Source organism: Streptomyces sp. NPDC015125, from assembly GCF_043080045.1.
Taxonomy (GTDB): Bacteria; Actinomycetota; Actinomycetes; order Streptomycetales; family Streptomycetaceae; genus Streptomyces.
The window spans coordinates 11,425-25,273 of the sequence record NZ_JBIBVF010000035.1 but is presented as its reverse complement, the minus strand read 5'-3'; the positions used below and the strand labels follow the sequence as shown (position 1 = coordinate 25,273).

At 69.0% G+C, this 13,849-nt stretch carries 11 protein-coding genes; 8 read left to right on the top strand and 3 right to left on the bottom strand.

Features of this window, described 5'->3' with window-relative positions; all coding sequences use genetic code 11:
• Entirely contained in the window at positions 1–1,230 is a 1,230-nt protein-coding gene (locus tag ACF088_RS40300) for a macrolide family glycosyltransferase (protein WP_392380964.1), read from the top strand.
• A gap of 72 nt (positions 1,231–1,302) precedes the next feature.
• On the opposite strand, the gene rfbH is transcribed toward ACF088_RS40300, so the two are convergent.
• Positions 1,303–2,604: a lipopolysaccharide biosynthesis protein RfbH gene (gene rfbH, locus ACF088_RS40295; protein WP_392380963.1), complete on the bottom strand. Its 1,302-nt coding sequence runs from the start codon at positions 2,602–2,604 to the stop codon at positions 1,303–1,305.
• Positions 2,605–3,268: 664 nt separating this feature from the next.
• Between rfbH and ACF088_RS40290 the strand changes: the two genes are divergently transcribed.
• From ACF088_RS40290 to ACF088_RS40280, 3 genes are all read left to right on the top strand, one after another.
• Positions 3,269–3,706 (top strand): cold-shock protein, encoded by a 438-nt coding sequence (locus ACF088_RS40290; protein WP_392380962.1) that lies wholly within the window; start codon positions 3,269–3,271, stop codon positions 3,704–3,706.
• 305 nt (positions 3,707–4,011) lie between these two features.
• On the top strand, positions 4,012–5,235 hold the full coding sequence (locus ACF088_RS40285; protein WP_392380961.1) for a macrolide family glycosyltransferase: 1,224 nt from the start codon (positions 4,012–4,014) through the stop codon (positions 5,233–5,235).
• Between the two features lie 128 nt (positions 5,236–5,363).
• On the top strand, positions 5,364–6,389 hold the full coding sequence (locus tag ACF088_RS40280; RefSeq protein ID WP_392380960.1) for a methyltransferase: 1,026 nt from the start codon (positions 5,364–5,366) through the stop codon (positions 6,387–6,389).
• Positions 6,390–6,463: 74 nt separating this feature from the next.
• Here the strand turns inward: ACF088_RS40280 and ACF088_RS40275 are convergent, their stop codons facing one another.
• Complete coding sequence (locus tag ACF088_RS40275; protein ID WP_392380959.1) at positions 6,464–7,120, bottom strand: dTDP-4-dehydrorhamnose 3,5-epimerase family protein; 657 nt, start codon at positions 7,118–7,120, stop codon at positions 6,464–6,466.
• 956 nt (positions 7,121–8,076) lie between these two features.
• Here ACF088_RS40275 and ACF088_RS40270 point away from each other — a divergent pair.
• Both ACF088_RS40270 and ACF088_RS40265 read left to right on the top strand, forming a co-directional pair.
• Positions 8,077–8,805 carry a VC0807 family protein gene (locus ACF088_RS40270; RefSeq protein ID WP_392380958.1) on the top strand — a complete coding sequence of 243 codons (729 nt, stop codon included), beginning with the start codon at positions 8,077–8,079 and terminating at the stop codon, positions 8,803–8,805.
• A gap of 307 nt (positions 8,806–9,112) precedes the next feature.
• Positions 9,113–9,883, top strand: coding sequence for a thioesterase II family protein (locus ACF088_RS40265; protein WP_392380957.1), 771 nt, complete (start codon positions 9,113–9,115; stop codon positions 9,881–9,883).
• Between the two features lie 456 nt (positions 9,884–10,339).
• On the opposite strand, the gene ACF088_RS40260 is transcribed toward ACF088_RS40265, so the two are convergent.
• Positions 10,340–11,443, bottom strand: coding sequence for a Gfo/Idh/MocA family protein (locus ACF088_RS40260; RefSeq protein ID WP_392380956.1), 1,104 nt, complete (start codon positions 11,441–11,443; stop codon positions 10,340–10,342).
• Between the two features lie 901 nt (positions 11,444–12,344).
• On the opposite strand from ACF088_RS40260, the gene ACF088_RS40255 reads away from it, so the two are divergent.
• Positions 12,345–13,040, top strand: coding sequence for a type 1 glutamine amidotransferase domain-containing protein (locus ACF088_RS40255; protein WP_392380955.1), 696 nt, complete (start codon positions 12,345–12,347; stop codon positions 13,038–13,040).
• Positions 13,037–13,795, top strand: a complete 759-nt coding sequence (locus ACF088_RS40250) for an SDR family NAD(P)-dependent oxidoreductase (RefSeq protein ID WP_392380954.1) — start codon at positions 13,037–13,039, stop codon at positions 13,793–13,795. Before ACF088_RS40255 ends, ACF088_RS40250 begins: the two co-directional genes overlap by 4 nt.
• Positions 13,796–13,849 lie beyond the last annotated feature (54 nt).

Here is a 13,849-nt window from a genome sequence, read left to right as displayed (position 1 = left end):
GTGTCAGCATTCGCAGACGCCCCCCCACGGCATGTCGCTGTGTTCCTGTTCGCCGACTTCGGGCACATCAGCCCGACGCTCGGCCTGACCCGTGAACTCGTCCGCCGCGGCCACCGGGTGACGTACTTCGTCGACCACCAGTACAGCGAGGTGATCGAGCAGACCGGCGCTCGGGTCGTGGGCTACACGTCCCGGCGCGGTGCGTTCTTCAAGGAGCCCTACGCCGACGCGGCCCGCCTGGCCGCCGAAGGCCTTGACCTGATGGTCGAGTCGATGGAGCGGGTCCATCCGCTCGCGCTGTCCGTCCTGGCGGCCGACCCGCCGGACATCGTGCTCTACGACTTCGAGTCGTTCCCGGCCGCGCGGATGACCGCGCACCTCCTCGGCTGCGTCACCACCGTGCAGCTGGGCGTCAGCCATGTGTCGAACGAGGCGTTCTCCCTGCGAGAGCTGCTGTTCGACCCCGAGGACCCGTCGATCCGCGAGGGCGGGGCGGCAGTCCTGCGGTTCGCCCAGGACAACGGCCTCACCCCGGAGGGGCTGGGCCGCTTCGTGCGGGAGTGGGACGAGCACAACCTCGCCTTCCTGCCGCGGGAGTTCCAGATCGAGGGCTCCACGTTCGACGAGCGCTTCGCCTTCGTGGGACCCACGGTCACCGTGCCCGAGGGGGACGTGCCGTGGTCGCCGCCGGCCGACGGCAGGCGGCTGGCGCTGGTCTCGCTGGGGACCGAGGCCAACCAGCAGCGCGACTTCTTCCGTACCTGTGTGGACGCCTTCGACGGAGCCGACTGGCACGTGGTGATGACGATCGGCCGCGACGGGGACCTCGCCGGCCTCGGCGCCCTCCCGCCGCACGTGGAGGCCCACCGGTGGCTTCCGCACCCGGTGGTGCTGCCGCACGCCGACGTCCTGGTCTGCCATGGGGGCATGGGCAGCGTCATGGAGGCGCTGTCCTTCGCCACACCGGTGGTCGCGGTGCCCCCGCAGAGCTTCGAACTCACCTTGACCGCACGGCGCCTGGACGAGCTGGGCCTGGGCCGGATGATCAGTGGCGACGAGCTGACCGCGGATACCCTCGCCGCTGTCGTGGGCGACATCGTGGCCGACCCCGAGAGCCCGGAGCGGATGGCGCGGATGCGGGCGAACACGGTCGGGGCCGGGGGCGCGGTCCGGGCGGCCGGCTTGCTGGAGCAGTGGGCCGGCCGGGCCGACTCGGACCCGCCGGGCTGACCCCGCGCGTCGACAGCCGGCGGCCGGTGCCCACCACCCCTCGGGGCGGTGGGCACCGGCCGCCCGGGCTTGTCAGGTACGGCTGGTGACGAACTCGGTGATGCTGCGGATGCTGTGGTCGATCATCTCGTCGGTCAGCCCGGGGAAGACCCCGATCCAGAAGGTGCGCTCGGCGATGATGTCACTGTTGGTCAGCGGCCCGCTCACCCGGAACTCCCGCTCCAGGTAGGCCGGGTGCCGGGTGAGGTTGCCGGCGAAGAAGCGGCGGGTGGCCACCCGCTGGGACTCCAGATGGTCGATCAGTTCGGCGGCCGAGAAGGGCGCGCTGTCCTTGACAGTGATCACAAAACCGAACCAGCTCGGGTCGCTGTCCGGCGTGGGCTCGGGAAGCAGAAGATGGGGCAGACCATCCAGCCCGGCGCGCAGCCGTGCCCAATTGTGCCGACGGGCGGTACCGAACTCCTCGATCCTCGCGAGCTGGGTGAGCCCCAGCGACGCCTGCAGATCGGTCGACTTCAGGTTGTACCCGATGTGCGAGAAGATGTACTTGTGGTCGTAGCCGTGCGGCAGGGTGCCCATCTGCTGGTCGAAGCGCTTGAAGCAGCGGTTGTCCTCGCCGGGCTCGCACCAGCAGTCGCGCCCCCAGTCCCGCAGCGACTCCACGAACCGGGCCAGCACCATGTTGTCCGTCACCACGCAGCCGCCCTCGCCCATGGTGATGTGGTGGGCCGGATAGAAGCTCTCCGTGGCCAGGTCCCCGAAGGTGCCGGTCAGCTTGCCGCGGTAGGTGCTGCCCAGCGCATCGCAGTTGTCCTCGATGAGGAACAGCCCCCGATCGCTGGCGATCTTCGCGACCTCCTCGACGGCGAACGGGTTGCCGAGCGCATGGGCGATCATGATGGCCCGGGTACGCGGGCCGATGGCCGCCTCGATGCGCTCCGCGGAGGCGTTGTAGGTGCCGAGTTCGACGTCGATGAAGACCGGCACCAGACCGTTCTGAAGGATCGGGTTGACCGTCGTGGGGAAACCGGCTGCCACCGTGACGACCTCGTCGCCGGGCACCAGCCGCAGGTCCTCCAACTGATGCGAGGTCAGTGCACTGAGCGCCAGCAGGTTGGCTGACGAACCGGAGTTGGTCAGATGCGCCTTCCGCAGTCCGAAATGCTTGGCGAGCGCGCGCTCGAACTTGCGGGAGCTGGTGCCGGCCGCGATCCGGAAGTCGAGGGCCGCTTCGACAAGGGCGACTCGGTCGTCCTCATCGAGGACCGCGCCCGACGCCCCCACCGGCGTCACCCCTGGCACGAATCCGGACGCGATGTTCTCCTGGTGGTAGCTGCGTACCAGTTCCAGAATGTCGCTCTTGCTGTACCCCATCGGTTGCCGCCTCCTGTGAGTGTCCTGCGGGATGATCCGTCGCGCCGCCGCGGGGCGCGATCCGTGATGCGCGGCGCGGAGCGCGGATGGCGGAGCGCGAATGGCCGACGATTGCGGGGCCACACGTCACACCGGTTGCGCGTATCCGGTCGGCTGGTCGGGCAATTCACTTCAGCACGGCCTTCCGGCAGGAAGCCAGGGAGACTTGCGAAGTCTAGGAATTGCCGTAGAGCCGGAGCAGTGAGCAGTGACCCGTCACTGCTGGGTAACCCATCGACGTACTCGTCCACAGCGCTGTCAATTGCCAGGCGAGTGGGGGCTTTCCCGCCGGGCTGCATGGAGCGCGGCGGCATCGGCAAGGTCCCGGGGCAGTACCTCGGGCAGAGTGCGGGTGATAATGTCCTGTCGATTTCTCAGGCACCCGGACGGCTCTGCACGGCGAGCGGGGTGACCATATTGAATCCGCCCCCTGGGTCGCGTGACACCACGATGATCGGCCGTGCGAGGGGTGGGACAGCAGCAGGGACGGGCGGAGGCAACGGACTGTGCCCCGCCCCGCGCCGGATGACCTGCCCGAGGTCTGATCGGAGTCCGGTGCAGGATCTGGCGCCCGGCTCCGGGGCGTGAGGGGACCGTGTAAGTGGTTGATGTGAGGGGAAAAGTGGTGGCTACAGGTACAGTGGTGCGTTTCGACGAGGTGCGCGGTTATGGCTTCCTCGCTCCCGACACCGGCGGTGAGGACGTCTTCGTCCATGTCAACGACTTGAGGGACGACAAGCAGCTGTTCCGCAGTGGACTCAGGGTGGAGTACACCGCGGAGGCCGGGGATCGCGGGCTCAAGGCCAGCGACGTACAGGTGCTGGAGCCCGTGCGGACGGCCGCGGTGCGGCGGCAGGCTCCGGTGGCCGGCGGGCCGGAACGGCCGGGGAGCGCAGAGTCCGACGAGGACCTGCTGTGTGATGTCCTGTCCCACACCGAATTCCGGAACGAACTGACCGAGGCACTGCTCGACGCGGCTCCCTCGCTGACCGCGGCGCAACTCGTGCAGGTGCGCAGGCGGGTCCTGGAACTGGTCCAGGCGCACAACTGGATCGAGGCCTGATCCACCGCCCCGGCGGGGCGGAAATGACAGGGCGGAGGAATCGGGCCGTCCGGGTGCCGCGTGCGCCGGACACACTGATTCCTCCGCCCTGTGGGTTTCTCTCCACCCTCCTTATGACCTCCGGCACCGTGTGACCGCTTGCGGAAACTGAGGAATAAACCAGTCATCCAGCGCGGTCGTTGACTCGTCGTTCCGGCCCCAGCACTCTCGCACTGTCCCCGAATCCGGGCATTGCCTCGCGCCGGGATACATGTGCTCAGCCGGGACTTCCGTGCGTCCCGCACTCAACGAGGAGAACCGCCGCCGTGTCCAGCCATATTGCCGTTTTCTGCATTCCTGCCCACGGACATATGCGTCCCGCCTTGGCAGTCACCGAGGAACTGGTGCGCCGCGGCCACCGCGTGACCTTTGTGGCGCCCGAAGGATTCACCCTGACCGTCAGGGAAACCGGGGCGAGCGTGGTGCCCTACACCTCACCACTGGCCGAGGCGTACGCCGCCTTGAAGGATGCGGATCTCCCCCCGGACCACCTGGCCTGGTACGCGGTCATGCTCCAGATCGAGAGTGAGGAAGTGATCCGGGCGGCCGAGGAGCACTTCACCGACGATCTGCCCGATCTCCTCTTCCACGACATGTCCCTCGCCTTCGCGGGCCGGGCCCTGGGAACGCTCTGGAACCGCCCCGCCGTCCAGTCCACCCCCGCCATGGCGTCCAACGCCCACTACTGGGAATTCGGCACCATGTTCGCCATGATGGGCTTCCCCGAGGATCACCCGGCGGTGCCCGAACTCTTCCGCCGCGCCTCGGAGTTCGCCGAGGAACGCGCGCTCTCCGTGTCCACCGAGGAACTGCTGGGTTGGCAGATGCCGGTGGAGGGCGTGGTCTACGCACCCCGGGCGTTCCAGACCGCCGAGGAGACCTTCGGAGACGAGACCGCCTTCGTCGGGCCGTGCTTCCTCACCGAAGACCTCACCGCCACCTGGGACACCCCGCAGGACGGTACTCCACAGGACGACACCCCCCTGGTCGTGATCTCCATGGGCACCCTGTCCCATGCGCAGTCGGAATTCTTCCGTACCTGCGTGCGTGCGCTCACCGGCCAGCCCTGGCGCGCCGTCATCACAGTGGGCAACGGCTTCGACACCGCCACGCTGGGGACCGTACCGCCCAACATCGAGGTGTATCCGTGGGTCCCGCAGGTCGCCGTCCTGGAACACGCCGATGCCTTTGTCACCTCCGGGGGCCTGGGCAGCCTCATGGGCGCGGTGCACACCGGCACCCCGATGCTCATGGCCCCCCACCTGCCGGAGCACCGGATCACCTGCGAACGCGCGGCGGAGCTGGGGCTCGGTGAGCTGCTCGACCCGGGGGAGGCCACTGAGGAGCACATCCTCGCCACGCTGCAGCACCTGATCACCGACGAGGCCACGCGGACACAGCTGCGCCGTATGCGGGAACTGACGGAGGCGGCCGGCGGGGCGGCGCGGGCGGCGGACGTGCTGGAATCGCGGATCCGGGCGGCTCGCTGAGCCCCGATCCCCACCGACGGCGCGGCCCGGGCGGAGAGCGAAACGGACCGCGCCGCCTGCGGTGTCCTCTCCACATCCGCCGAGCGCCGTACGGATACGTCTCGTGACCTACCCCGGGAGGATCGGGAATGGGAAACTCCAACCACCTGGACGATGCGACCATCGGGCCGCACTACAAGGCTCACTACCAGTTCCAGTACCTGACTGCTGCCTTCCAGTTCGGGCTGTTCGACATCTTGGAGAAGACTCCCGGCATCACCTTGGAGGAACTCTCCGTACGCATAGGCCTCGCACGCCGGCCGACCCGCATCCTGCTGCTGGGCTGCACCACCATGGGCCTGGTGTGGAAGGAAGGGGACGGCTACCACAACGCCCCCTACATCCAGCCGGTCGGTGACCTCTCCGACCAGCCGTCGGCCACATATCTGCACTGCATCTACCGTGCCGCAGGCTGGTTCTGCGAGTCCCTCAAGGAGGACACCAACGTCGGCCTGCAGCGCGAGATCCCCGGCACGGCACCCACCCTCTACGGCCGCCTCGCGGAGCATCCGGAACTGGAGTCCACCTTCCACACCATGATGGGGGCCGCGAGCCACCCCGTCCCCGAGGGCATCGCCGCCAAGGTCGATCTGTCGGAGTACAAGTACCTGCTCGACATCGGTGGCGGCGCCGCGCTGAACGCGGTGCACCTGGCCCGGTCCTGGCCCGGCCTGGAAATCACGATCGGCGACCTGTCCTCGGTCGCGCCCCGGGCCAACGAGAAAATCGCAGAACTGGGCCTGGCCGACCGGGTCCGCGCCGTCCGCCTCGACGCCTTCCACGACGAATTCCCCATCGGCCACGACTCGGTGCTCTTCGCACACTTCCTGGAGATCTGGTCCGCCGACCGCATCCGCGGGCTGCTCACCAAGGCGTCCCACGCACTGCCGTCCGGAGGCGGGGTCTTCGTGATGACCCACTACCAGGATGACGACGAAACCGGGCCGGAGCGTGCGGCCTACCTCTCCGCGTACGTCCACACGGTCGCGTCCGGCGAAGGCATGGTGTACACGGCCAAGGAGTACGAGCAGTGGTTCAGCGAGGCGGGGATCGACCCCGTGAAGCGCGTGATGTTCGGGCCGGACACCGTGGTGATCTGCGGCCGCAAGCGCTGAGGCGTACCGGAGCACCCGGGCAGCCCCACCGTGGGCTCGCCCGGGTGCTCCGGTTTCGGGGCACGGTGGGCTCCTCAGCCGGCAATACCCCCCTCACCGGTGGCCGGGCGGGCCGGCGGGCCGGGGACCACCGCCGGGTCGTCGGCCGGCCCCGCGGGCAGACAGTCGGCGTACCGGGGCAGCATGCCCCGGGCCTCGGCCTCGGCCAGGCTCGGCGCGACGGTGTCCCGTTCGGAGAGGCAGAACTCCGTCTCGCGCGGCCAGGGCAGGCCGATCGCGGGGTCCAGTGGATCGATCGCATGCTCCAGCTCGGCCCGGTAGGGAGTGCTCACCAGGTACGACATCACCGTGTCGTCCTCAAGCGCGAGGAAAGCGTGCGCAAGTCCGTCGGGAAGGTAAACGGCCCGGAAGGACTCCGAGTCCATGTTGACGAGGTCCCAGCTGCCGAAGGTGGGGGACCCCACCCGGATGTCCACGACTGCGTCCAGCGCCCGCCCCCGTGCACAGTAGACGTACTTGGCCTGGCCAGGGGGAGTGGCCGTGAAGTGGAGTCCACGCAGGACGCCCCCGGCCGACCTGCTGTGGTTGGTCTGCGCCAAGGGGAAGCGGTGGCCGACCGCCGCGAGGAATGCCGGCTCCTGCATCGGCGAGACGAACAGCCCGCGACGGTCCGAGTGGGTATCCGGCGTGAACTCGAATCCGCCGACGACGGCGAGTTTTCGGGTACGCATCAGCGATCACCTGCCTGTCGCGTCGTCAACGGGCGATGGTGCCAGGGAGGCGGACTCGCCGGACCGGACACGCCTGGCGTGGGCCGACTGTGCGCGGATATCCGGCTCGGCTGCGGCGGGGCTCGGAACGGCCCGTGCCGCGGGTCGGTCCAGGGAAGGCGGCACGCTCAGCACCCCCGTCCGGCGCGCTGTTGCCTGTGAGGCCCGTAAGGGGCCACTGCGGCCGGGTCAGTTCGGTGCGCATCATGCCATTCACGTTTTCGCGCTCCCAGCACATTCGGAATCACGTTCTTTGGTCCAGGGCCCGTCCGGTGGGCCGGCCGAGGTGCAGCCATTGCCTCGCCCGGGCGAGTACCCGCCTGCCCTGCCGGGCCGCCCCAGCGGTGGCGCTGCTCAGCGAAGAGCCCGGGATTCTGCCGTGCCACCGCAGCGGAGAGCACGGTCCTCGGTGTTCCGGCAGGAGCGACGGGCTGAACCCGGATGCCACAGCACCAGTATGGGCAGGACCGATGTGAAAGATTCCCTAAAGCCGGGTCCAGCCGGGTCCAGCCGGATCCAGCTGACTCTGCCGGCGTCTGCCGGGCCCTGCCGGGCCAGAGAAGGCAGGCAGCCACCAAGGGTCATTGATCTTCCAGGTCGCGTTCCACGATCGGCTGGCACGGACCGAACCGGCGTCGTGAACCCCCTACAGACGCGGCGCGGCGAGCCCCGCCGAGTAACTGCCGGTGACTCCAGCCTGAGAGGTCTCAGGCCCTCGTGATCCCCGAACGCATTCTGGTAAATGATCTAGAATCTGCTCGCCGAAGTTACCTTCTTGCCCGCCTGGGTGCTAACCCTTACGTGACTGTGCAACTCGTACGGTGTTCAAGGCTGGCCGATCCCCTCGCGACGCAGGCCCCGGAGAGCGGTCCTGACTCGACAACAACGGTCGGTAACCGACGGCTCAAGGAGTAGCGATGGCTGCACCACCTGACGAGATCGAAGCGTCGACGGACGGCAAACAGAGAGAACAGGGCGCCGCCCGCTGGCAGTTCGCGATCACGCTGCTCTGCGATGTCGTCCTTCCTGCGGGGCTCTACTACGTGCTGCGCGCAGCGGGCTGCAGCGAGCTGCTGTCGCTGCTCAGCAGTGCCGCCGCGCCGGCGCTCAGCACCGGGTACTCCATCGTCACGCGACGCAGAATCGACAGCGTCGGCGTCTTCGTCATCGCCATCCTCGTGCTGGTCGGCCTCGGTTCCTTCCTTTCCGACTCCCCGCGCCTGGTCCTGGCCAGAGGCGGCTGGTTCACCGGGCTCATTGCCCTGTGGATCCTTGCGACGCTTTTCGCCGCCCGTCCGTTCACCTACCGGGCGCTCAAGTCTCTGCTGCCGGGCAAAGCAGAGGCCCTGGAACAGTTTTGGCACACCGAGCCGATCTTCCGCCGGGTCTGGCGCGGCCTGACCGTGCTGTGGGGGTGCGGGCTGCTGATCGACGCGGCACTGCGCTTGATCATGGCCTACACGCTGCCAGTCGACTCGGTGCCGGCGCTCGACGGTCTGCTGTACGTCGTGACCTACATCGTGCTGCAGGTGATCACGCACATCATCCTGCACAGGACCGGTGTCCTTCGCATGATCTTCCCCGGACGTGCCAAGCCGGCAAAGTCCGCTGAAGCCGCGGAGGCGGAAGAGACCGGGACGGTGTGAGAAGGGTCGGCAGGATGGCTTGGCACGTCGGCAGGTGACCACGCAACGGTGCGGCGCCTTCACCCGTGTCCGGTGTGCAGGGGTGAGGCCGGGCCGCGTGCCGCCGATGCGGCCACCGGCCCGGTTCCCGGCCCCTGAGAACCAGGGAAACGACCAGACTTCCGGTGCATCGAGCCGAGAGGCCTTGCGCCGGCCGTCCGGGCGCCATGGATAGTGGCGGCAGTATGCACCTTCCCGATCCGCTCGGGACGACGGCGCCGGCAGTGGTTCGGCTGTGCCGGCCCACTGGAAAGGACTGATCAGACCCATGAGTTCACCCCTTGCGGACGACGGCCTGTGGTGCCGGCGCTTCCACCCGGCCCCGGACGCGGGCCGGCGCCTGGTGTGCTTCCCGCACGCCGGCGGTTCCGCGAGTTTCTACCACCCCGTCTCGGCTGCGTTCAGTCCCGACGTGGATGTCGTCGCCGTGCAGTACCCCGGGCGACAGGACCGTCGCCAGGAAGAAACGATCGACGACATCGGCCTCCTGGCGGACCGGATCGCCCAGGCGCTGGGCGCCTGGGCCGACAGGCCGTTGACCTTCTTCGGCCACAGCATGGGCGCGCTGGTGGCTTTCGAGGTGGCACGGCGTCTGGAACGCGCTGGGGACGGGCCCGTGTGGCTCTTCGCATCAGGGCGCCGGGCGCCGTCCGCCTACCGTGACGAGGCGGTTCACCGGCGCGATGACGACGGCATCGTCGCGGAGCTACGGGTGCTGAGCGGGACCGACTCGCGGGTCCTCGAGGACGACGAGATGCTTCGCATGGTGCTGCCCGCCCTCCGCAGCGACTACAAGGCGGTCGAGACCTACCGAAGCGAGCCCGGAGCCGTCGTGCGTTGCCCCGTCACCGCGCTCGTCGGAGACCAGGACCCCAAGACCTCCGTTGCGGAGGCCCGTGCCTGGGACGGGCACACGAACGGCGATTTCGATCTGCGGGTCTTCCCCGGCGGGCACTTCTACCTGGCCGACCGGCAGGCAGAGGTGATGAACGTACTCCGCGATCACTTCACCTCGACCGCCCTGCAGCGTCCTGCCTAGGTGTCGTCCTACCGCCCTGACCGAGCCGGCGGAGCCCTGACAGGTAGGTGACCGCTACCCACCCGCACCCCATCGGCCGCGCCTGCACGGCCCACCGGACAGGGAACTCTGCAGGTGAACACGTACACCGTCGGCCCGGGTGAACACGTATACCGTCGGCCCGGGGGAGGACGGATACGCGGTGGTGCGGGAGTCGCTCGGCCGGCGGCCGTCGCCGAGGGGCTCCCACCGCCTTTCGCTCCCGCCACGTGGGGCTTCCCGGGCGCCCGTCAGGCGCCCCGAGCGTCAGGGCGGCGCTGCGGACATGACCCTGCCCGGGAGGCGGCCCCGACCGGTGGTTCCGACGGTGCGGCGGTTGCCCTCCGGGCAGGGTGGGTTCCTTGACGGTGACGTCCGGAGGCCTGCCACAGACCCTCTCGGAGATGGGCGGCGAGCCCCCGGGCGTCGGCCGTATCGCTACTCGTCGACGGTCACGGGCACGGCCTGGGCGCGGATCGCGTCGACCAGCTGCATCGTGGCCACCGCGTCCTCGCGCCATTGAGCCTCCCGCGGGCCGGTGGCCGCGCCACCGGCGACCACAGCTGCGGCGAAACCGGCGAGGCACCGGCCCAGTTGGTCCGCCGCCGGGAGTGTGAACTGTTCGGTGTGATCCTGCTCTTCGAGCAGCAGCACCGGCTGATACCCGGCCGGTGGGGTGAACACCCGGTCCACGGTGACCTTCGCCCGGTCTCCCCACAGGCAATAGGACGATCCGTAGGCGTGCTCGAATCCGAACTCGACGGACGCCAGCACACCGGAGGGAGACACCAGCAACGCCTGGCCCGACAGATCGAGCCCGTCGGACCGCCGCACGCGTGTCGTGGCGCCCGCCACGCGCAGTCCGGGGCCCAGCAGCATCCTCGCCGCCCGCAGTGGATACACGCCGGCATCCAGAAGCGCACCGCCACCCAGCCCCGGAACGTAGCGGATGTCCTGTGAGGGCAGCGGAGGGAAACAGAACACACTGCGGAACGAGCGCAGTCCACCGAGCCGCCCTTCGGCGACCAGGGCCGCTACCGCGTCATGCTGTGGATGGTGCTGGAACATGAAGTTCTCCCGCAGCACCAGGCCGCGGTCCTCAGCCAGCGCCACCACTTCACGGGCCTCGGCTGCCGTCGTGCCCATCGGCTTCTCGACCAGCACATGCCTGCCTGCGCGCAGCGCTTTGGCCGCCCATTCGGCATGCAGAGCCGGCGGCAGCGACACATAGACGGCGTCGATGTCGTCGCGTTCCAGCAGCGCCTCGTAGGAGGAGGCGGCGCAGCCGAACCGGTCGGCGAACCGCTGGGCTCGCTCCGGGCTGCGGCCGGCCACTGCGACGAGTTCCGTCTCCGGACAGCCGGCCATCGCCGGCAGCACCCGCCGCCATGCGATGGACGAGGTGCCCAGCGCGCCGAAGCGCACCGGTGGTGTCACGACGGCATCCGCGGCGTCGCGATCAGGGGCCGAGCCGGTACGTTCGGACAGTGGCTGTACGTGACCCTGGTAAGGGATCACCGGCACGTTCGGCTCGTAAGCCATGACTCCTCCGTTGTCAGGGGTTGCTACCGGGCCGCTGCGACCTGAGCCCGTGCACAGCCATCGGCCAGGCCGGGCACCTCGGCAGCCGTCGCAGACCGACGAGGTCGGTCCGGTGGTGCAGCAGGACGGCCCGATGCCGTGGTCCACACCGATGGCGGCGAACGGGTCGGGCAGCGGGGCGAAAGGGGACCCGCGCTTCGAGGCGTGCGCGGCACCCGGCGGCGCCGGCGGATCCCATGGCGACTCCCCCTCCGTATGCCCTAGGCAGATGAGAGCCCCAGCCCAGCACGAACCGGTGGGAGGAGGCGAGCGCGGTGGGGCAACTCTAGGGAATCGCCGGTTGAGGGAACGACACCCGGTGCCTCGGCGCAGGGGAGCTTGGGCGGACGTTGAGGCAACGGCTCCTGACGTTCTGCTGGGGAAAACGAACCGGTGCCGTCGCCTGTATCTGTGCCGCCCGACTCCGGCGGCTGGGCGCCGCATGTGTGGGCGGTCTGCGCCACCGTCTTGCCCTCGACGGGCGTCGCACCTGGGGCTCGGGGGCGGGCCGCGCGGCGAGGTGGGGAGGGGCTGCGCAGACTGGGGCCCTTGGCCACCGCGGCCAGTGCGCGGCTCGCCATCAGGATCGGCCGGGCTCCGGCGTCCTCGACCCTGGTGAGCGAGCCTCGGCAGTGAAGTGCCACACCCGCAGCCCGGTACGAAGCACTCCCGGCGCGCCTGTTCCTCCCCGCCCGCAGTCGGGCCAGAAGTACTCCGCCAGGCGGTCCGCGCACAAAATACCCTGAAGCGGCGAATCATCGCATAAACGCCTAGAGTGGAAGGTGGGGGAGGGTTGTTGGCGGCGAGTGGTCACTGGTCGTCCCGCCGAACGCGTATGCGCGTGCGAGAGGGGATCTTTGCCATGGCCAAGGTGCTTTTCATCGTGAGCGGTGCCGGCTACTGGGTGCTGAAGGACGGCACGCGGCACGCGACGGGCTACTGGGCCGAGGAGTTCGCGAACCCGTACAAGATCTTGACGGACGCCGGTCACGAGGTCGTCGTCGCGACCCCGAACGGCGTGATCCCGACCGTTGACATGATGAGCCTGCGCCCCGAGTTGGTCGGCGGAAACGACAGCGCCCTGGAACTGGAGGCCGTGATCCGTTCCGCGGAGGTGATGCGTCGGCCGCTGCGGCTGTCGGACGTCCGCCTCGAGGACTACGACGCGGTGTACCTGCCAGGCGGTCACGGTCCGATGTCGGACCTGGCTTGGGACGCCGATGCCGGACGGCTGCTGACGCGGCAGCTGACCTCGGGCAGCCCGCTGTTCATCGTCTGTCACGCCCCCGCCTCGATGCTGGCGACCAGGATCCACGGCGAGTCGCCGTTCAAGGGCTTCAACGTCACATGCTTCACCAACGAAGAGGAGGAGGGCGTCGGGCTGGCCTCCAGGGCGCCGTGGCTGCTGGAGACCGATGTGCAGGAGAAGGTCGGGGTCAACTTCAGCCGCGGCCCGATCTGGGAGCCGTACATGGTCGAGGACCGCAACCTGGTCACCGGGCAGAACCCGGCCTCGGCCGCGGTCCTGGGCAACCGAATGCTGGAAATCCTCAAGTGAAACCGTCCCGGAGCGATCCGGCCCAGGCGCGTGCCCGCACGCACCGGCCGGGTCCGAAGGTCGCGATCATCACCGGCGCCGACGGGGGCATCGGCTCGGCCATCGTCACCGCCTACCGCGGCCTCGGGTACGCGGTCGTGGCCACCAGCCGTGCCATGCCGGATTCCGATGATCCGCAGGTGCTCGCCTGCTGCGGCGATCTGATGGAGTCCGGTGTCGGCGAGCGGATCACGGGGGCGGCGATGGACCGGTTCGGTCGGATCGACACCGTGGTCAACAGCGCCGGTGTCTACATCGGCAAGCCGTTCACCGACTACACGGACAAGGACTTCGACCTGATCGTCGGAGTGAACCTGCGCGGATTCTTCAACGTCTCGCGCAGTGCCATCGGCGCGATGCTCTCCCGCGACGAGGGCGGCGGTCACGTCGTGAACATTTCGACCTCCCTGGTCGACCAGCCGGATTCACAGGTGCCCTGCGCGCTCGCGTCGCTGACCAAGGGCGGGCTGAACGCGGTCACCAAGGAGCTGGCGATCGAATTCGCGGGGCACGGCATCCGCGTGAACACCGTCTCGCTCGGCGTCGTCCACACGCCGATGAACCCGGAGGTGACGCCCGAACTCATGGCCCGCCATCCACTCGGGCGGATGGAAGAGGTCGACGACGTCGTCCAGGCCATCCTGTACCTGGAGCAGGCGTCGTTCGTCACCGGCGAGGTCCTCCATGTCGACGGCGGCCAGAGCGCCGGCCACTGAAGGGAATACGAACGCCCCCCGGCGCGCTTCGGCCGCGTGCGGAAGGGACAATGC